The sequence below is a fragment of the Microtetraspora sp. AC03309 genome, assembly GCF_020826795.1.
Classification (GTDB): domain Bacteria; phylum Actinomycetota; class Actinomycetes; order Streptosporangiales; family Streptosporangiaceae; genus Microtetraspora; species Microtetraspora glauca.
On record NZ_JADDIL010000027.1, the window covers coordinates 32,117 to 50,260 of the forward strand.

An 18,144-nucleotide genomic window follows, 5' to 3' on the forward strand; every position below is an offset into this window, starting at 1 on the left:
AAGGGGGTGTGGAAGGCGGGAGCCGTCACGAGAACTCGAGATCCTCGGCCATGTAGGCGCGCCGGATCGCTTCGCGAAGACCCGCGTCGGACGCTTGGGCCGTGTGGACGGTGCGGCCGAGGTTGAGGACCACGACCTGGTCCGCGGCGGCGAGCGCGAACTCCACCGCCTGCTCGACCAGCAGCACGGCCAGCCCGCCGTCGCGCAGGTCGCGGATCACGTCGAGCACCTGGGCGACGATCGCCGGCGCGAGGCCGGCCGACGGCTCGTCGAGCAGCAGGACGCGGGGATCGGCGACGAGCGCCTGCGCGATGGCCAGCATCTGCTGCTGGCCGCCGCTGAGCTGCGCGGCCGGCAGCCTGCGCCGTTCTGCCAGCAGCGGGAACCGCTCGTACATCAGCCCGATGAGCTCGCGTCCCCGCGCCCGGCTCGGGCAGGCGTGCGTGCCGAGGAGCAGGTTCTCCTCGACGGTGCGGGACCGGAAGACGCGCTTGCCCTCCTGCACATAGGCGACGCCGGCTCGGGCGCGGCGGTAGGCCGGCATCGGCGCGAGGTCGACGCCGTCGAGCGTCACCCGGCCCGACGTGATCCGGTTCAGACCGGCGACGGCCCGAAGCGTCGTCGTCTTGCCCGCGCCGTTGCGGCCCAGTAGCGCCGTCACGGTCCCGGCCTCGACGCTGAGCGTGGCGTCGGTGACGACGCGCAGATCGCCGTAGCCGCAGGCGAGGTTGCTCAGTTCCAGCATGGTCATCCCCGGCCCGCCTTCTCGCCGTCGGTCTGCCCGGCCGCCACCATCCGCGTGCCGGTGATCTCCCCGCCGTCGCCCAGGTACGTCCGTACGACGACGGGATCGGCCGCGATGTCGGCCGGGCTGCCGGCCGCGAGTACCCGCCCCTCGGCCAGCACGACCACGTGGTCCGCGACCGCCCGCACGAGGGTGAAGTTGTGCTCGACGAGGATCACCGTGATGCCGGCCGCGCGCATCTTGTCCAGAACCCGCACCAGGCCGTGGATGTCGTCCTCGTCGAGCCCGGACGCCACCTCGTCCAGCAGAACCAGGGCGCTACCGCCGGCGATCGCGCGCCCCAGTTCCAGCATCCGACGGGTGCCGAGGGCCAGGTCGGCGGCCGGTGTGTCGGCGTGCCGGTCCAGGCCGAGCGCCCGCATGATCTCGAGGCTGGTCCGGCGTTCCTCGACGAGGGCCTTCCAGTGCCGGGGCAGGCGCAGGGCGGTGGCGAGCAGCGACACGCGGTGGCTGCTGAGCCGCCCGGTGACGATGGTGTCGCGGACGCTCAGCCCCTGCGGGATCAACGGCGTCTGGAAGGTGCGCCCGACACCGCGCCGGGCGACCCGGTGCGCGGGCAGGCCCGAGATGACCCGGTCCCCCAGCGTCACCGTCCCGGCGTCGAGGGTGTAGAAGCCGGAGATCAGGTTCATGATCGTGGTCTTGCCCGACCCGTTGGGCCCGACGAGCGCCGTGATGCGGCCCGGCCGTGCCTCGAACGACACGTCGTCGACGGCGATGTTTCCGCCGAACCTCTTACGCACGCCCTGCACCAGCAGCGGCTGGCCTTCGACGACGGGGAGGTCCACGTCCTGCTCGCCGATCGCGTCCGGAGCATCCGGTGCCGGAGCTCTGCGGTGCGGCCGAACCCTTCGCCGGAACCGGTTGAAGAGGCCGGCCAGGCCGTTGCTGAGCAGCAGGCCGCCGACGACGAGGAAGAGGCCATAGGCGACGAGGGCGTACTTGTCGAACACGGTGACCCGCAACGGCCCGATCTGCATGACCGCCGCGCCGACGAGCGCCCCGTACACGCTGGTCGGCCCCCCGAGAATGCCGGCCGCCAGGATGACGATCGACAGCTCGAGCCCGAACGCCAACGGCGACAGGAACGCGTCGACGTAGGCCGCGAAGCATCCGGCGATCCCGGCAGGGACGGCGCCGATCGCATATGCTATGATCTTGGTGCTTTGTGGGGATGTGCCGACGGCGGAGGCGAGGATCGGGCTCTGCTTGAGCACGAGCAGTGCGGCGCCGTGCCGGGACACCGCGATGTTGCGGAAGACGACGAACCACAGCGTCGTCACCGCCACGATGACGACGTAGAACGCATCGCCGTCGAGGTCGACACCGAAGACCGCCGGCATCGGGATGCCGATCATCCCCTCGTAGCCACCGAGATGGTCGCCGAAGGCGTTGACGATCGACGGGATGAGCAGGACGACGAAGAACGACGTGATGGCCAGCGTCCAGCCGCCGAGGCGCAGGCCGGGCAGGCCGGTGACGACGCCGACGAACACGGCGACGAGGATCGCGGCCACCATCGTGACGAGCAGGTCGTTGACGACGGTGGTCGCCAGGTAGCCGGTCGCGTACGCGCCGGCCGCGTAGATAGGTACCTGGGCCAGCGCGAGTTCGCCGGCGTAGCCCAACGTGAGGTTCAGCCCGCTCACCACGAGAGCGAGGATCGCCACGAGCGTCACGAGCCGGAGCGTCGCGCCGCTCGCACCGAGCCATGGCAGGGCGACGACCAGCCCGACCACGACGAACCATGCACCGGCCAACGGTCGCAGTGCGATGCCCTGCGTCGTCATACCGCCCTCACCTTCCGACCGCCGAAGAGACCCTGCGGCAATGCCAGCAGCACGATTGCGAACACCACGAAGACCACGACGTCGCGGTAGAGCGGCCCGATGTAGCGGGCGCCGAACGCCTCGATGAGCCCGATGCCGAACCCGGCGATCAGGACACCGCGGTGGCTGCCCACACCGCCGAGCACCAGCACGACGAAGCCCTTGACGGCCAGCAGGAGCGCGAGCGAGGTCGCGGCGAAGGTCTTCGACACCAGCAGCGGTCCGAGAAGCCCTCCGGCTGCCGACGCCACCGCGAAGCCCCACAGCGACAGCCCGCCGACGTTGATGCCGCGCAGCTGCGCCGCCTCACGGTCGTCGGTCTGCGCCAGCGCCGCGAGGCCGACACTGGTGCGGTGGGTGACCAGATGCAGCACGACCGCCAGGACGACCGCGACGCCAATGATGATCAGATCGAGCGGTTGGGCCCGGCCGCCGAGCAGCACGATCGTCTGATCGGGGCCGAAGAACGGCACCCGCAACGCGTCGGTGCCGTACGAGAAGGCGATCACTCCGGTGATGACCGTCGCGACACCGATCATCGTGACCAGTTCGGCGCTGCCACTTGAGTTGTGCAGCGGCCGGATGGCGAACCGTTCCTCGACCAGCCCGAGCCCGCCGGCCAGCAGGAACGCGATCAGGAACACCACCGGGGTCGGCAGGCCACCGACGCTGTGGGCCCAATAGGCCACGAACATCCCGACCACCATGAGGTTGGCGTGGGCGAAGTTGAGCACGCCGGAGGCCAGGTACGTCATGTTGTAGCCGAGGGCGACGAGGGCATAGATCGCGCCGGTCGTCAGCCCGGCGATGATCTCGGTCATGGTTGACCTCCTGATGGTGCGGCGGAGCCGACGCTGCCTGTGCGGTTGGGGAGCTGGCCGGTGACGACGCCGGCCAGGTAGCCGCCGTCGGCCCAGATCACCTGCCCGGTGACGTAGCCGGCGTCGTCGCTGTTGAGGAAGGCGAGCACGGCGGCTTGCTCGTCCGGTTCGGCCAGGCGGCCCAACGGTTTCGGAATCGCGTCGAGGAACGCCTCGCCCCGAGCGGCGCGCGACGCGTCCAGGATCGGCGTCGCCGTCAGCCCCGGCGCGACGCAGTTCATCCGGATGCCGCGCCCGGCCAGCGGCACGGCGCGCGTCATCGTCCACCACACGATCGCGTCCTTCGACACGGCGTACCCGGTGCCGATCTCCGCCGCGTGGTCGCGGCACCAGCGCGTCGCCTCGGCCCGGTCTGTCGCCGCGAGCAGCCCGGCGACGAGCTCCCTACGAGCGAGGTAGTGCGAGGCCGCGATCGAGGCGGTGTTGACCACCGCCGCACCCGCCGGCATGCGCGCCAGCAGTGACTCGGTCAGCTCACGGGTGCCGACGAAGTTGACCCCGACGATCTCGGCCGGGTCGACCGGCCCGGACATGCCGGCGACGTTGAACAACGCGTGGACCGGATCCCCGATGGCCTCGACCGCGGCGCCGATCGATCCGGAGTCGGCGAGGTCGACGGGGACGAACCGGGCGAGCGGGGCCGTAGCGGCCTGACGGTCCAGGCCGATCACCTCGGCGCCGTGCTGGTGCAGCCGGTGCACGAGGCGCTCACCGATGCCGGACGCACAGCCGGTGACCACGACCCGCCGCCCGGCGTACCCGGGGCTCATCGCGCGCCCCCGTCGGCCGCACGGGCGTCGGCGATGTCGTTGGCCGCGATGTACGCGAACGTCATGGCCGGACCGAGTGTCGCGCCGGCACCGGCGTAGCTGCGGCCCATGATCGTCGCGGCGGCGTTGCCCGTCGCGTAGAGGCCGGGAACGACCGTCCCACCGGCGCGCAGCGCCCGGGCCCGCTCGTCGGTCACCACGCCGCCGTTGGTACCCAGGTCGGACAGGATCAGGGCGAAGGCGTAGTACGGACCGGCGCCCAGAGGCCGGAGGTTGGGCACGGGTAGGGTGACGTCGCTGTAGTAGCGGTCGTAGACGCTCTCCCCACGGTGGAAGTCGTCGTCGCGCCCAGCCGCGGCGAGCGTGTTGAAGCGTGCGGCCGTACGGCGCAGCCGGTCGGCGGGGACGTCCATCCGCTCGGCGAGCTCGTCGAGGGTCCGTCCGGTGACGACCGATCCGGACGTGAGCCACGAGCGCGGCAGCCGGCGCCCGGTCGGCACCGGGGCGAAGGGGATCCGGGGCAGCGGCAGGTGCCCGAAGACGATGTAACGCCGCCAGCACCAGTCGTCCATGACGAGCCACGAGGGGATGTGCCGGACACCGGTGGCCTGTCCGGCGATCATCGCGTGGCCGAAGTCCTCGTAGGGGGCCGCCTCGTTGATGTAGCGTTCGCCGTCGCCGTTGACGATGAACTGGGCCGGCATCATCCGCTCGTTGAGGCTGAACTGCACCCGCCCGTCGCCCCAGGCGACCGCCGGGTACCACCAGGCGTTGTCCATGAGGGCCGTGTCGGCGCCGACCGCCTGCGCGGCGACGATGCCGTCACCGGTGTTGGACAGGGCGCCCAGGCTCAGCGAGTGGTCGGCGAACGGCTGGTGTTCCCGGCGCAGGCGGGGATCGTGGTCGAACCCGCCGGAGGCGAGGATCACGCCGCCGAGCGCCCGGATACGCCGGGTCGCGCCGTCGTGGTCGACCTCGGCGCCGACGACTCGGCCGGTCTCGTCGGTGAGCAACGACGTCATCGGCGATTCCAGCCACAGGTCGAGCCCGCGCTCGCGGAAGGCGAGTGCCAGCCGGGCCATGAGCGCCTGGCCCATGGTCACGACCCGCTCACCGAGCAGCCGGGCGCGGACCATGCGCCACAGGAGGCGGGCGAAGACCAGCTTGCCCTTCCAGGTCTGGCGCAGCCGGTAGAAGTCGACGAGCTCGTTGGGACCGATCCAGAATCCATTCGGCGCGACCGCATGCGGCGGGAGCAGCAGCGCCGCGTCGGGGCCGAGCGTGCGCAGGTCGACCGGCGGGATGTTGATGACGCTGCCCTGGATGGAGCCGCCAGGCGCCTCGGGATAGTAGTCGGGATATCCGGGCTTCCACACGAACCGCATGTGTTCGCTGGCGCCCTCCAGAAAGGCGAGCATGCCGGCGGCGTGGTCGAGGTAGGCCCGCAGCCTGGCCTCGCTCACCGCGCCTTGTGTGATCTTCTGCAGGTACGTCAGCGAAGCGTCGTGGTCCAGGTGCACGCCGGCCCGGGTCTGCGCCGGCGCGCCGGGCACCCACAGCCCTCCGCCGGACAGAGCGCTGGAACCGCCGAAGCGATCGGCCTTCTCGACCAGCAGTGTCGTCAGGCCCCGGGCACTGGCCGTGAGGGCCGCGGTGAATCCGCCGGCCCCCGAGCCGACGACCAGCACATCGACGGTGTGGTCGTAGCCGTGCTGCTCAGCCATGGTCGCCCACCTCCACCGGGGCCCGGCCAGACTCGCTCGCCGCGAGGGCCCGAGCGAGCCTGCGGGACATGTCCGACGCCTGCTGCGCGATCGACACGGCGGCCACGCAGCGGTCGGGACGCAGGAAGACGACCGACTCGGTGTGCGCGTCGAACCATGACTTCAGCGGGCCGAGGTCGCCGACGACGACGACCTCGGGCGGGAAGGCGGTTCGCCCTATCTGTTCCTTCGGCACGATGGCGACGAGCCGCGCACCGAGCCGGCGCCACATGTCGAGCGCGTCCTTGTCGAGGATCGCCGTCGGGTCGTTGTTCCAGCACAACACCACGAACCAGTTTCCGATGGCGTCGTCGAGCAGCGCGGTGCCGCCGGCCGTCTGCACGTGCGGCTGGATGAAGAGCCGGCCGACGGGCGACTGCGGTCCGCTTGCCGGGACGATCGCCCCGCTCTCGTAACGTGGCATCGGCTTGAATCGCATCTCGACGATGTAGCGCTTCAACGACGGCAGCAGTGACGCGGCGCCGGCGACCCGGTCGCGCAGCCAGGCGAGCGGGCGGTTGCGGATCGAGATGATGCGCCCCACCGTGGTGGACAGGTCGATCATCGCCTTGGCGTGCCCGCGCCGCTCCGCGTCGTACGTGTCCAGCAGGTCCTCACCGCACAGCCCGGACACCACCGCGGCGAGCTTCCAGCCCAGGTTGGTCGCGTCGCGGATGCCGCTGTTGTACCCCTGGCCCTGCCAGACCGGCATGAGGTGCGCGGCGTCGCCGGCCAGCAGGACACGACCCTTGCGGAACGTCCCTGCGATCCGAGAGTGGTGGGTGTAGACGCGGTGCCGGATGATGCTGGCCTCGGCCGGCCGCGGCACGAACGGGGCGAGCAGCCCGTGCAGGAACTCCGGGCTCTCGACCTGCTCGTCGGGCTCGTCCGGCATCACCATGAACTCGAAACGCCGAATGCCGTGCGCGATCGAGATGGACGCGAACGGCCGCGCGGGATCGGCGCCGACGTAGCTGTTGGGCGCTCCCAGGGGGTCGTTCTCGATGTCGACGACGACCCAGCGCGTCGGCGAGGTCGTGCCGTCGAACGTCGTGCCGAGCAACTGCCGGGTGGTACTGCGGCCGCCGTCGCAGCCCACGACGTACCGCGCGGTCACATCCTGGACCGCGCCCCCGTGTTCCTTGAGGCGCACGGTGACCGCCTCGCGGCCGGCCTCGAACGTCTCCATCCGTACCTGCCAGGCGGTCTCGACCGACGCGTGCCGCCCGAGGCCGGCCAGCAGCTCGGCGTCGACGAGCGGCTGGACGAACCCGTTGCGCTTGGGCCAGCCGAAGTCATTGCCGCCCGGCGCGATCTCGGCGAGCAGCCGGCCCTTGCCGTTGACGAAGCGGAGGATCTGGTTGGGAACGGTGTGGAGCTGGACCTGCGCGACGAGCCCGATGGACTGGAAGGTCCGCAGGGACTCGTCGTCGATGCCGACGCCCCGCGGGTAGTCGATCAGCGCCGCCCGCTCGTCGACGACGAGCACCTTGATGCCGCGCGCGCCGAGGATGTTCGCCAGGGTCAGCCCGACCGGTCCGGCGCCGACGATGACCACGTCAACGCGGGTACCGGCGACGTCGGACGCCTCCGGCGTATCGCTCGGATCCAGTTGCACGGGGGGGATCTCAAGGTCGGACATCTTCACCTCGTGTATCTATCGCACAGGCTGTTGCGATAGTCGAACATTAATCAGCGATTACGGCACCGTCAACAGCACGACCAGCGATGGACCGAATCGTCATACGCCCGCAACAAAGCCCAGGCCACCCCGCTGACGCCGACACGAACGCGGCCCCGTCGGGCGCCTCGCGAGGCGGGCGACGGGGCCGTCGACGACGATCCGGGTCGGGCCGGAGCCACGCGCTCAGCGCGGCAGTGCAGTCGTGGCGGCGAACCCGGCGAACCATTCCGGGATGGGCCGGTAGTAGCTGGACCGGACCTCGTACGGTCCCTGGGCGTGCAGGGCGGCGTAGGCGGCGATCCAGGTCCGGACCTCGTGCGCCGAATGGCCGCCCTGCTCGACGAACCAGTCGTTGGAGCGCTCGTCGATGGCGCCGAAGTCGGCCGCCGCAAGCCGGTCCAGCACCAGCGCGTCCCACTCCGGATTGAGCGGCCGGTAGTTCCCCTCACCCCGCGCGAAGACGGCGGCCGCCGCGACGGTGCGGCCCTCCCGGGCGGCCCTCTGCTCTGGCGTGGGGTTGCGGCCGTGCGTGAGCCGCTCGGCCACGTCGGGTGTCGCCTCCGACAGCCGGGGCACCGGCGGGTCATGCGACAGGCCGCCCGACCCGACGACGAGGACGCGGCGATCCAGACCGCCGATCGCCTCCCCCACCGCCGCGCCGAGCCGGCGGGCCCGAACCGCCGGTCCCAGCGGCTCGGCGACACAGTTGATGAAGATCGGCACGACGGGCACGGCGGTCAGCGACGGGAAGAGGAACATCAACGGCTGGACCAGCCCGTGGTCGACCTGCATGTCCTCCGAGAGTGCGAGGTCGACGCCGGCGCCGAGCACCGTCTTGGCGATGACGTAGGCCGCGTCGCGGTCGACGTCCAACGGACCCGACGGCAGCCCGTAGTCGCCCACCGAGGTCGCTGCCGCCCCAATGCAGAACGATGGCATCACGTCGTAGAGGAAGCCGTTGTAGTGGTCCGGGGCGAACACCACGACGAGGTCGGGGGCGAACTCCTCGACGAATGCCCGCGCGCGGGCGAGTGCGCCGTCCACCTCGGCCCGGACCGCCGGATCCGGGTCATGGAGGCCCATGAGCGGTGAGTGCGATGTCGTACACAACGCGACTGGCATGGCGGACGCTCCTCCCGGCCACGGAAACCCTCGGCCTGGTATCGTTATTTACATAGTCACGTTCGTTATATGTGCGGAGCCTACGCACGCACGCCGGGCCCGGTCAACGGCCAACGCCCGGGGCGCGGCGACCCCCCAGCGACCCGTGCATTAATGAAGTAGGTTTCTGGGCTGCCGCACCGGCCTCCGGCGGCCCGGCTCAAGCGAGGGGAATCGGCATGGCGGAACTGACGACAGGACGATCACAGGTGGGCAGCCAGACGCTCGCCCGCGGACTTCGTGCGCTGCTCCTGGTGGTCGACGCGCCGAACGGCATGACCAGCCAGCAACTCGCCGCCGAGCTGGACGTGCACCGCTCGATCGCCTACCGGCTGCTGCAGACCCTGGCCGAGTTCGGCTTCGTGAGCCAGAGCGCCGACGGCTCCTACAGAGCCGGGTCGCGCCTGGCCACCCTGGCCGACGCGTACCTTCCGACGCTGCGCGAGCTTGCGATCCCAGCGATGCGCGAGGTCGCCGACCGGCTCGGCTGCACCGTGTCGCTGTTCGTCGCCGAGGGCGCGGAGGCGGTGTCGATCGAGCTGGTCGAGCCGACGACGGCGTCGCATCACATCGCGTTCAAGGCCGGGATGCGCACACCCATCAACCGCGGCGCGGCGGGATACGCGCTGCTGGCCGCCGGGCCCGAGGCCGCCGAGGAGCCGGCCGAGGTGACCCAGGCCCGGGAACGCGGCTACGCGACCAGCTCCGGCGAGATCGAGTTCGGCGCCTACGGCGTGGCCGCACCGATCCCGAACTCCCACCCCCGCGCCTGCCTCAACCTCATCACCCACCGTGAGGACCAGGCGAGGGCGGCGGAGGCGTTCGTCCTCAAGGCCGCCCAGCAGGTCGGCGCGGCGCTCACCGAGTAGGCGTCAGCCGCACCCGATACCGGTCAGAAGGCCGCGTGGTCCGGCGACGCCAGCGGCCACGTGTTCGTGAGGCCGCCGTCGACGACGAGGTCGTGGCCGGTCACGTGGCCGGCCAGGCGGGACGAGAGGAACAGCACGGCGCACGCGATGTCGCTCGGCAGCGCGATGCGGCGCAGCGGCGTCCGTTCGCCGTTGGCGCGGATCGCCTCGGCGAACCTCGGGTCGGCCGCCAGGCGCGGGGTGAGGGTCGCCCCGGGCGAGACCGCGTTCACCCGGATCCCCTCCGGCCCGAGCTCGACCGCGGCGGTGCGCACCATCGACAGGAGTGCGGCCTTGGCCATGCCGTAGAGGCCGTGCCCGGGAGCGCTGGTGAAGGCGGACACGGACGCGATGAACGTGAGCGTGCCCCCGCCGGCCCGGCGCAGATGTGGTACCGCGGTCCGCAGGACCCGCACGGCCTGCGCCGCGACCACATCGCTCTGCCAGCCCCAGTCGTCGTCGGCGGTGTCGGACAACGGCTTCCACCGCACGAGTCCCACCACGTCGGTCACGCCGTCGATGCGGCCCAGCCGGCGCTCGGCGTCGGACAGAACACGCGCGAAGCCGTCAGGCTCGGTGATGTCGCAGACCGCGGCGACGCCGCCGGTCTCGGCGGCGACCGCGACGGCCTGGGCCTCGTCGACGTCGACGCAGACGACGCGGGCACCCGCGGCCGCGAGCGCCCGAGCGGTCTCGCGCCCGATGCCCGGCCCGACGCCGACGACGACGTGCACCAGGCCGTCCAGCCGGAGGAGGTCCGGGTAGTCGCCGGCGCCCGGTGCCGGCGTCACCGGTCCCCCATGTCCTCGGCGAGGAAGTCCAGCAGCAGGTTGTTGACCACGGTCGGCCGCTCGATCTGCGGGCAGTGCCCCGCGCGGTCGACGACGTAGCTGCGGCCGCCGGGCACCAGGTCGGCCAGTTGCTTCGCCCAGCCGGCCGGCTTCAGCTTGTCGGCACCGCCCTCGACGAAAAGGGACGGTACGGCGATGCGGGCGTAGTCGGGCTCGGCGTGGCCGGGACCGCCGGCCGGGGCGTGCGGGCGCCGGAACCGGGCGGCGGCGATCGCCTCCCAGGCGCCGGGAGCCGTACTCGACGCGAACCGCCGCCGGACGTACTCGTCGTCGGCGGGGTACGACGGGTCGTGGAACAGCGCGGCGACGATGCGGCGCATCGCCGGCGGGCTGGCGTCGTAGTCGTACAGGGCGTCGACGTGCTCGTTGCGGAGGATCTCGCCGCCGCCGCAGATCGCCACGAGGCGTCTGACCGGCAGCATCGGGGCCGCGGAGGTGGCGTCGACGAGCAGGTTCACCGCGCCCATCGAGTTGCCGACGAAGGCTGCCGACTCGATGCCGAGCGTCGCGCAGAACCGGGCCACGTGCCGGATCCGCAGGCGCCGGCCCTCGACGAAGTCGATCACCTTGGCGGTGCGGCCGTAGCCGAGCTGGTCGGGTGCCACGACCCGGTAGCGAGTGGCCAGCGCGGGGATGGTGTGCTCCCAGGCGACGTCGGCGTCGGCACCGAACTCGCCGCCGTGCAAGAGCACCACGGGTTCGCCGGCGCCCGCCTCCAGGTATCCGGTGGTGAGGCCGTCCACCACGATCGACCGACGGTGCACCGTCTGCTGCGCGGTCATGCCGTCGGCGCCTTCGAACCGGTGACGGCGTGGTGCGCGGCCCGGTACCCCCAGGTGACGGCCGGCCCGATGGTGCCGCCGGCGCCGCCGTAGGCCATGCCGGTGGTCCCGGCCATGGCGTTGCCGGCGGCGTAGAGCCCGCCGATCGGCTGCCCGTCGAGGTCGACGACCTGGCCGTTGTCGTCGGTGCGAGGACCGCCCTTGGTGCCCATGCAGCCGATGTCCACACGCACGGCGTAGAACGGCGGCGCGTCGATCGGGCCGAGGGTGCGTTCGGCGGTCGACGCGAGGGTGGTGTCGCCCCAGTGCCCGTCGTAGACGCTCTCCCCGCGCCCGAAGTCGGGATCGCGCCGGCCCTCCACGTGCCGATTCCACGTCTGCACGGTCGCGCTGAGCGCGGCGCTGCCGATGCCGAGCCGGTCGGCCAGGGCGGAGATGCTCGGGGACTCGTGGAACCAGACCGGCACCGGATCGCCGGCGGCGACGCCGAGGAACCCATAGCGGGTGAGGTGCTCGTGGTCGAACACGATCCAGGCCGGCAGGTTCGGGTACTCGAAGCGAGCGGGATCGAACTGGTGGAACGCGCCGCCGAGGCTGTGGTAGTCGCCGGCCTCGTTGGCGAAACGGCGCCCGTGCCGGTTGACCATGATGGAACGGGGCCGGGTCCGCTCCAGCCGGACGCTGCGGTTGCGCTGGTGACCGCCGAGGGTGTCGCCGGGGATCTGGACGATGGGCACCCACCACGCCTCGGTCATGTTGCCCAGGGCCGCACCGGCCCGCATCGCCATCCGCAGTCCGTCGCCCATGTTGTTCGGCGGCGAGGTCGGTCCGCGCATCGGGCCGCGCAGGAAGGTCCCGACGAGCGTGGGGTCCCACTCGAAGCCGCCCGTGGCGATGACGACCCCGCGGCGGGCCCGCACCACCCGGCGCCCGCCCGGCCCTTCGATCACCACGCCCGTGACGGCGTTGTCCGCCAGCACCAGCTCGACCGCCCGCATCGACGTCTGCGGCTCGACGCCGAGGTCGAGCAGCCCGCGCAGCAGGCTGCCGACCAGCGCGGCACCGGCGACGCGGACGCCGGCGTCGTCGTCCAGGGCGACGCCGTGGTCGTTCCAGATCCGCGCCCTCGTCTCGGCGTCGAAGCCGACGTTGCTGTAGTCGTTGGGGAACGCGGTCACTCGACCGGCCCAGTCGCCGAGACGGGCGTAATCGAACGGCGCCGGGCTCAGGGACCGGCCGCCCGCCGCTTTGCCGCCGGGCAGCTCGGGCTTGTAATCGGGGAAGCCCTCCGTGACCGAGAGCCGCAGCGGGGTGTGCGCCTCGAGGAACTCCACGGCGAGCGGTGCCGAGCGCACGAACACCTCCGCGAGATGCTCGTCGATCGTGCCGTTCGACAGTGCCCGCAGGTAGGTCATCGCGTCCTCAGCGGGCAGTGCGACCGGCGCGTCCGGGCGCTCGTGGGCGGGGACCCAGACGATCCCGCCGGAGACGGCCGTCGTGCCGCCCACGGCCGGAGTCTTCTCGAACACGCCGACCGACGCGCCCAGTACCGCCGCCGTGATCGCGGCCGCCAGGCCGCTCGCGCCGGTGCCCAGCACAACGATGTCGTAGGTGTCGTTCGTGCGTTCAGTCAAGGCAGTCCTCCATGCCGCGCTATCGCGGATTCGGTCGTCGCGATCGGTTGTCTCGCAACGGCACCGTCGTGCAATTATAGTAACGAGCTGCGCGATATATACACACCCTCTTCTCAGGTGCGTGTGTTGTCAACCGTCATCTCGTTCCGGAGAACGTCATGCCTCAACCTGGGCCCTCGTCCGACGAGCCCGCCACCGCCCACTCGAACCCGTTCCGCCGGCCCGGTGACCCGGCGCGATGCCGGCGTCGAGGTCCCCGCAGAGGTCCGAAACACTCGGCCGCGGGCTCAACGCACCGCACCTGATCAGCGCGTCACCGTCCGGCCTTCGCGTGGGCGGCCTCGCCCGAGACCTGGACGTACGTCGCACGGTCGCGTCACGGCTACTCGCGAACTTCGCCCGGTTTCACCTCGTCGCCCGACACGACGACAGCCACTTCTGACCTCGGCAAGCTCGGCGACTGGGCGCACGGGATCAGGTACAGCAAGACGATCCCCGAGATGAACCCCGAGCCGATCCACACGGTGGACATCGTGCTCATCAGAGTCAAGAACACCGTCACGCTCCTGGTGAGCGACGGCTTCTTCGCGACGTTCGACCCCGACCTGAGCAGGCAGGCGGCGGAGGCGGCCGTGCCGAAACTTCAAGACGCCCAGGAAACAGCCTGATCGGGGCTGTTTCGCAGCCGATCCGCCGGAAGCCTCGCCGGGCCGGGCGACACCATGGGAGGACGCACGCCGGACGCACGCCGCCCCCCGATCGAGGGGGCCGCTCCGTCGATGAAGCGCGCTGCAACTGAGAACCTAGGGATCGACAAGTGGAAGCCCATAGCTTCTCCCCATGAGAAAGCGATCTTTTATCCTCTTCGTCCCGGCCGCGGTCGCCGTACTCGCCGCTCCCGCCGCGGCCTCGGCCGCAGCAGGGCTTCCGGCGGCAGGGGTCTCCTCAAGCTCGGCGGCATCCACGACCTTCTCCTTCCGTGGCATGAACCTGAAGCTCCCCGCAGGCTGGAAGGCGCACCGCGACGGGGACAGCGTCGTGGTGACTACCGGTAAGTGCAAGAGGCCGGAACCGTTCGCTGCGAACTGCCAGTCGTTCTGGGTGTTCGGTTCGACGGAGTACACCAACCTTCCGGTCGGGGGTGGTTCCCTGACCTACACGGGCAAGTACCAGTTCCACCCCTTCAGCGGCGTGATCCCCTGCCCGTTCAACGCCAAGACCAGCTGGTTCCCAGGCGAGAAGGCCACCTCGACAGGTCTGCGCCAGGTCGGACCCGGCCACAAGGCGATGTACAACGCCTGGCCCAACCAGTGCGTGACGAACAACGGCGGACGCCGGACGGCGAGCTTCACTCAGCGGGAGTGGTTCCTGCCCAAGTCGCGGATCCTGGTGGTGGACGTCTGGAACACCCCGGGGCTGTCGGACGTACTCAAGCGCGCCACCTGGAGCTGACTGTGACGTAGGCGTCACACCCGATGTGCGGGGCTGTTCGGTAGGTGACCGGCCTGTCGTGACGGCCCGGCAGTCGAATGTTCCCGGGCGGTCCCGAGGTCGGTGACGGCGTCGAGTCCGTGGTACCGGTGCGCCGGCGGCGGCATCGACCAGATGACGTCCTCGGTGAGCAGCGTGACCAGGGCCTCGGCGTCGCCGCGTTCCCGCGCGGTGGAGCACCCCGTGACGATCTCTCGCGGGCGACCCGGAGCGGGCGCTCAGCCCCGCCGCTCAGGGCGGCAATCCGAATGCCAGCCATGGGCGGCGGCCTCCAAACGGAGAAGATGCTCGGCCTGAGCGTGCTCCCCCACATCCACCCAACTCCCGCCGTCATCCGCCGTACGCGAGGAGAACCGATGCCCCGGCTCACACCGGCCGGCGATCTCCTCGGCCTCGGCGATACGAGCACGCAGGAACGCGATCAGGTCATCCATCAGGACTCGACCGTCATCACTCGATAAGACCTGCGTGACCAGCCGGATCTGCCGGGTGCGCACCGCGAGGTACCCGAAGACTGCCCAAAGAGGTCCGTTATACGTATTCCTGCCGATGTGCGGGCGGGGCGGAGATCTCTACCGTCGGGGACGCCGACGACACCTTGAGGTGAGCCATGCGCGTGCCGAGCGTGTTCCTGCCTGTGTTCCTGTCCGCTGTCCTGATGACATCCGCCCTCACCGTCACCTCCGCCGCCGCCGAGGCCGAGAGCAAATCCCCACCCTCCGCCGTCGACGTCCTCTACGAGCGGGCCAACTTCGGCCCCGGCACCCGCGAGGGCGTCAAGGGTGGACACACCCTGTCCTTCGCCGCCCCCGCGGGCACGATCTCCTACACCGACGCGCTGGGCACGAAGAACTGGGAGTACGCCCGGTGGACCGGCCCCGAGCGGCCGATCGGATTCGCGGCCACCGAGCTGGTGGCCTCCTGGAACGCCGACACGCCGGCCGGAAGCTGGCTGCAGGTCGAGATGCGCGGCCACAACGCTGCCGGGCAGACGAAGTGGTACGTGCTCGGCCGCTGGGCGTACGGCGACGAGGACATCCGCCGCACGTCGCTGTCGGGGCAGCGCGACGCCGACGGCACGGTCTCGGTCGACACGTTCGTGGCCGCGACGGGCAAGGCGATCACCTCGTACCAGTTGCGCGCCACGCTGTACCGTACGCCGGGCTCGTCCGTGACGCCGGTCGTGCGCGCGCTCGGCGCGATGGCCTCCGCCGTGCCCGACCGGCCGACCGTCCCGGTCAGCCCCGGCGGCGTCGCCTGGGGCGTCGAGTTGCCCGTGCCGCGCCGCTCGCAGAACGTCCACGAGGGCCACTACCCCGAGTGGGACGGCGGGGGTGAGGCGTGGTGCAGCCCGACCTCGACCACCATGGTCCTCGGCTACTGGGACAAGTGGCCCAGCGAGCAGGACACCTCCTGGGTGAACCTCCCCGATCCCAACCCCGAGGTCGACTACGCCGCCCGGTACACCTACGACTACGCCTACCAGGGAGCGGGCAACTGGCCGTTCAACACGGCCTACGCGGGACGGTACGGGCTGGAAGGGTTCGTCACCCGGCTCCGATCGCTGACCGAGCTGGAGCGGCTGATCCGCGCCGGCATCCCGGTCGTCACCTCCCAGTCGTTCAAGGCGGAGGAACTGCCCGGCGCCGGGTACAGCACCAACGGCCACCTCATGGTCATCGTCGGCTTCACCGCCACCGGCGACGTGATCGCCAACGACCCCGCCTCGCCGGACAACGACGCGGTGCGCCGGGTCTACCCGCGGGCGAACTTCGAGAACGTCTGGCTGCGCAGCACCGGCAGCGGCGGAATCGTGTACGTCATCCACCCGAAGAACCGCCCACTGCCTCCCACCACGCCGGGGCTGCCGGCCAACTGGTAACGGCCGGCGGCAACGCGCGTGTCGATCAGATGGCGTCCCGGCGCTGCTGTTCGGGGTAGCACCCACAGCGGCGCCGGGTCGACCCCGGCAGGTACAGTCCGGCGAACCCCAGTCGAGCAGCGCCACCTGGCCGGACTCGCCGGAGTCGGTCGGCCGCCCGAGACACACTTCGTGCTGGACGACTTCCTGGGCCACGCCACCTATCCGCCCCTGTTCGAACACGCGACCCGCAACCCTGTGGACTTACGTTGGCAGGTGCGCGGAACCGGACAGCGGGCATTCCGTCGCCCGGCTGTCCGGCTCTCAGTGGCCGCTCGGACCGGGGCCGCGCCGATACACGCGTAGTTCGATCACCGACGGGACATGCCATTCGAGGGACCACATGACCGGCCGCCCCTGCTGGTCGACGTCGACCTGCTCAAGGTGCTGCAGCGGAGTGCCCACCGTGACATGGAGCAACTGGGCCAGCTCGCGGTCGGCCACCACGGGCATCAGGATCGCCTCTCCGTGCTCGACCGGATGGCGGCGTTCGGCCAGCAGACGGTACAGCGAATCGCGGAAGGAGTCCCGGTCCGCCTCGGCGTCCACGATGTCAGCCGGGATGTAGTCCTCGGAGTAGATGGCCGGCCGCTGATCGGCCGTGCGTACCCTGCGGATCTCCACCACATCGGCGTCGACCTCGATCCGCAGCGCCTTCGCCGTCTCGTGGTCGGCGGGGACCACGCGGGCACTGAGGACCTGCTTACTGGCCCGCCGGCCGCTGCTCTCCAGATATTCGGTGTAGCTGAAGTTCGTGTCCAGCGAGTTGCGAAGCGCCGGGCGGTGGGTCACGTACGTGCCAGAGCCATGCCGACGGACCACCATGCCGTCCTCGATCAGCCCGCGCACGGCTTCACGCAGGGTGATTCTGCTGACCTCGAAACGCTCCCGGAGCTGCTCCTCGTTCGGGAGCTTCGAGCCGAGCGGGAACTCGCCCGACATGATCGCCCTGCGCAGATCGGCCCGCACCACGTCGGCGAGCAACGGTCTGGTCCGCTTGTCTGGCGTCATGCCATGGCCCCCGACAGCTAAGATGACTTACCTCACGAGAGACATATCATGTCACACGTCAGCGGACTACGGCACGTCGGCCGTCAGGCCAGCCAGTCATCGAGCGCCGAGCGACGAACTCATCGTCGGTCAACTCCGGGTAGGCGGCACAGACCCGTACGACCTGACCGCCGCGGTGGTCGCCGTGACCGAGGTACCGGTGATCGTCGCAGGGTCGATCATCAGCGCCGCGCAGATCGCGCTCATGGCCCGGGCGGGCGCGTGGGGCTTCACCATCGGCGGAGCCGTCTTCGAAGGTCGGCTGCCTGGTGGGCGACGTGTCGCGGACCAGGTCCGTGCCGTCCTCGACCTGTCCGCCCAGGTGGATGCGTCGCGACTTGACGCCGCGACACCGCCATCTCATGCTGCAGCGAATGATCTCGACGTTCTTGGACGCCTTACTTCGGCCGGGCACCACCAGCCGGCCGAGCGACCGGATCATGAGCACATGGAGGAATCGCCCTGCGACGACTTGTGAAGCGGTACACGGGTGCACACGGTCGCCCCTCACCCCCGCGACATGCATGGACGGATATTCGGCGCCCACGGCGTCCCGCGGGTGGATCGGAACGTCCTGCTGGACACCGCCCACCTGCTCGCTTCCCCACCGATCA

17 protein-coding genes are annotated in these 18,144 nt (G+C 70.8%); 5 read left to right on the top strand and 12 right to left on the bottom strand.

What is annotated here, in order from left to right:
- Positions 1 to 25 precede the first annotated feature (25 nt).
- From IMZ11_RS17930 to IMZ11_RS17960, 7 genes are all read right to left on the bottom strand, one after another.
- A complete protein-coding gene (locus tag IMZ11_RS17930) occupies positions 26 to 751 on the bottom strand; it encodes an ABC transporter ATP-binding protein (RefSeq protein ID WP_228642852.1) in 726 nt (241 codons plus the stop codon).
- Positions 748 to 2,595 (bottom strand): ATP-binding cassette domain-containing protein, encoded by a 1,848-nt coding sequence (locus IMZ11_RS17935; protein ID WP_228642854.1) that lies wholly within the window; start codon positions 2,593 to 2,595, stop codon positions 748 to 750. Before IMZ11_RS17935 ends, IMZ11_RS17930 begins: the two co-directional genes overlap by 4 nt.
- Positions 2,592 to 3,455: a branched-chain amino acid ABC transporter permease gene (locus IMZ11_RS17940; protein ID WP_228642856.1), complete on the bottom strand. Its 864-nt coding sequence runs from the start codon at positions 3,453 to 3,455 to the stop codon at positions 2,592 to 2,594. Before IMZ11_RS17940 ends, IMZ11_RS17935 begins: the two co-directional genes overlap by 4 nt.
- The gene (locus IMZ11_RS17945; protein ID WP_228642858.1) at positions 3,452 to 4,285 is read right to left on the bottom strand and encodes a coniferyl-alcohol dehydrogenase; all 834 of its coding nucleotides are present in this window, start codon (positions 4,283 to 4,285) and stop codon (positions 3,452 to 3,454) included. Before IMZ11_RS17945 ends, IMZ11_RS17940 begins: the two co-directional genes overlap by 4 nt.
- Positions 4,282 to 6,009, bottom strand: coding sequence for an FAD-binding protein (locus tag IMZ11_RS17950; protein WP_228642861.1), 1,728 nt, complete (start codon positions 6,007 to 6,009; stop codon positions 4,282 to 4,284). Before IMZ11_RS17950 ends, IMZ11_RS17945 begins: the two co-directional genes overlap by 4 nt.
- The gene (locus IMZ11_RS17955) at positions 6,002 to 7,690 is read right to left on the bottom strand and encodes a bifunctional 3-(3-hydroxy-phenyl)propionate/3-hydroxycinnamic acid hydroxylase (RefSeq protein ID WP_228642863.1); all 1,689 of its coding nucleotides are present in this window, start codon (positions 7,688 to 7,690) and stop codon (positions 6,002 to 6,004) included. The genes IMZ11_RS17950 and IMZ11_RS17955 overlap by 8 nt, the downstream gene beginning before the upstream one ends.
- 225 nt (positions 7,691 to 7,915) lie before the next feature.
- The gene (locus IMZ11_RS17960; RefSeq protein ID WP_228642865.1) at positions 7,916 to 8,854 is read right to left on the bottom strand and encodes a 3-carboxyethylcatechol 2,3-dioxygenase; all 939 of its coding nucleotides are present in this window, start codon (positions 8,852 to 8,854) and stop codon (positions 7,916 to 7,918) included.
- A gap of 218 nt (positions 8,855 to 9,072) precedes the next feature.
- On the opposite strand from IMZ11_RS17960, the gene IMZ11_RS17965 reads away from it, so the two are divergent.
- Complete coding sequence (locus IMZ11_RS17965; RefSeq protein ID WP_228642867.1) at positions 9,073 to 9,762, top strand: IclR family transcriptional regulator; 690 nt, start codon at positions 9,073 to 9,075, stop codon at positions 9,760 to 9,762.
- A gap of 23 nt (positions 9,763 to 9,785) precedes the next feature.
- On the opposite strand, the gene IMZ11_RS17970 is transcribed toward IMZ11_RS17965, so the two are convergent.
- The 3 genes from IMZ11_RS17970 to IMZ11_RS17980 are packed head-to-tail and all read right to left on the bottom strand — an operon-like array spanning position 9,786 to position 13,068.
- Positions 9,786 to 10,592 (bottom strand): SDR family NAD(P)-dependent oxidoreductase, encoded by an 807-nt coding sequence (locus IMZ11_RS17970; RefSeq protein WP_228642869.1) that lies wholly within the window; start codon positions 10,590 to 10,592, stop codon positions 9,786 to 9,788.
- A complete protein-coding gene (locus IMZ11_RS17975) occupies positions 10,589 to 11,434 on the bottom strand; it encodes an alpha/beta fold hydrolase (protein WP_228642872.1) in 846 nt (281 codons plus the stop codon). The genes IMZ11_RS17970 and IMZ11_RS17975 overlap by 4 nt, the downstream gene beginning before the upstream one ends.
- Positions 11,431 to 13,068, bottom strand: coding sequence for an FAD-dependent oxidoreductase (locus tag IMZ11_RS17980; protein ID WP_228642874.1), 1,638 nt, complete (start codon positions 13,066 to 13,068; stop codon positions 11,431 to 11,433). The genes IMZ11_RS17975 and IMZ11_RS17980 overlap by 4 nt, the downstream gene beginning before the upstream one ends.
- Positions 13,069 to 13,568: 500 nt before the next feature.
- Here IMZ11_RS17980 and IMZ11_RS17985 point away from each other — a divergent pair, with 500 nt between their 5' ends.
- On the top strand, positions 13,569 to 13,736 hold the full coding sequence (locus IMZ11_RS17985) for a hypothetical protein (RefSeq protein ID WP_228642876.1): 168 nt from the start codon (positions 13,569 to 13,571) through the stop codon (positions 13,734 to 13,736).
- 172 nt (positions 13,737 to 13,908) lie between these two features.
- On the top strand, positions 13,909 to 14,520 hold the full coding sequence (locus IMZ11_RS17990) for a hypothetical protein (RefSeq protein WP_228642878.1): 612 nt from the start codon (positions 13,909 to 13,911) through the stop codon (positions 14,518 to 14,520).
- A gap of 257 nt (positions 14,521 to 14,777) precedes the next feature.
- Here IMZ11_RS17990 and IMZ11_RS17995 read toward each other — a convergent pair whose 3' ends face one another.
- Entirely contained in the window at positions 14,778 to 14,993 is a 216-nt protein-coding gene (locus IMZ11_RS17995; RefSeq protein ID WP_228642880.1) for a DUF6221 family protein, read from the bottom strand.
- A 176-nt stretch (positions 14,994 to 15,169) separates the two neighbouring features.
- Between IMZ11_RS17995 and IMZ11_RS18000 the strand changes: the two genes are divergently transcribed.
- On the top strand, positions 15,170 to 16,441 hold the full coding sequence (locus tag IMZ11_RS18000) for a C39 family peptidase (RefSeq protein ID WP_228642882.1): 1,272 nt from the start codon (positions 15,170 to 15,172) through the stop codon (positions 16,439 to 16,441).
- Positions 16,442 to 16,744: 303 nt separating this feature from the next.
- On the opposite strand, the gene IMZ11_RS18005 is transcribed toward IMZ11_RS18000, so the two are convergent.
- Positions 16,745 to 17,491: a GntR family transcriptional regulator gene (locus tag IMZ11_RS18005; RefSeq protein WP_228642884.1), complete on the bottom strand. Its 747-nt coding sequence runs from the start codon at positions 17,489 to 17,491 to the stop codon at positions 16,745 to 16,747.
- 184 nt (positions 17,492 to 17,675) lie between these two features.
- On the opposite strand from IMZ11_RS18005, the gene IMZ11_RS18010 reads away from it, so the two are divergent.
- Complete coding sequence (locus IMZ11_RS18010) at positions 17,676 to 18,008, top strand: hypothetical protein (protein WP_228642886.1); 333 nt, start codon at positions 17,676 to 17,678, stop codon at positions 18,006 to 18,008.
- Positions 18,009 to 18,144: the final 136 nt, after the last annotated feature.

Bases quoted from the DNA above. Each gene is read 5' to 3' on its own strand.
- IMZ11_RS17930 (WP_228642852.1), bottom strand. From the start codon at position 751: ATGACCATGCTGGAACTGAGCAACCTCGCCTGCGGCTACGGCGATCTG.
- IMZ11_RS17935 (WP_228642854.1), bottom strand. From the start codon at position 2,595: ATGACGACGCAGGGCATCGCACTGCGACCGTTGGCCGGTGCATGGTTC.
- IMZ11_RS17940 (WP_228642856.1), bottom strand. From the start codon at position 3,455: ATGACCGAGATCATCGCCGGGCTGACGACCGGCGCGATCTATGCCCTC.
- IMZ11_RS17945 (WP_228642858.1), bottom strand. From the start codon at position 4,285: ATGAGCCCCGGGTACGCCGGGCGGCGGGTCGTGGTCACCGGCTGTGCG.
- IMZ11_RS17950 (WP_228642861.1), bottom strand. From the start codon at position 6,009: ATGGCTGAGCAGCACGGCTACGACCACACCGTCGATGTGCTGGTCGTC.
- IMZ11_RS17955 (WP_228642863.1), bottom strand. From the start codon at position 7,690: ATGTCCGACCTTGAGATCCCCCCCGTGCAACTGGATCCGAGCGATACG.
- IMZ11_RS17960 (WP_228642865.1), bottom strand. From the start codon at position 8,854: ATGCCAGTCGCGTTGTGTACGACATCGCACTCACCGCTCATGGGCCTC.
- IMZ11_RS17965 (WP_228642867.1), top strand. From the start codon at position 9,073: ATGGCGGAACTGACGACAGGACGATCACAGGTGGGCAGCCAGACGCTC.
- IMZ11_RS17975 (WP_228642872.1), bottom strand. From the start codon at position 11,434: ATGACCGCGCAGCAGACGGTGCACCGTCGGTCGATCGTGGTGGACGGC.
- IMZ11_RS17985 (WP_228642876.1), top strand. From the start codon at position 13,569: ATGAACCCCGAGCCGATCCACACGGTGGACATCGTGCTCATCAGAGTC.
- IMZ11_RS17990 (WP_228642878.1), top strand. From the start codon at position 13,909: ATGAGAAAGCGATCTTTTATCCTCTTCGTCCCGGCCGCGGTCGCCGTA.
- IMZ11_RS17995 (WP_228642880.1), bottom strand. From the start codon at position 14,993: ATGGATGACCTGATCGCGTTCCTGCGTGCTCGTATCGCCGAGGCCGAG.
- IMZ11_RS18000 (WP_228642882.1), top strand. From the start codon at position 15,170: ATGCGCGTGCCGAGCGTGTTCCTGCCTGTGTTCCTGTCCGCTGTCCTG.
- IMZ11_RS18005 (WP_228642884.1), bottom strand. From the start codon at position 17,491: ATGACGCCAGACAAGCGGACCAGACCGTTGCTCGCCGACGTGGTGCGG.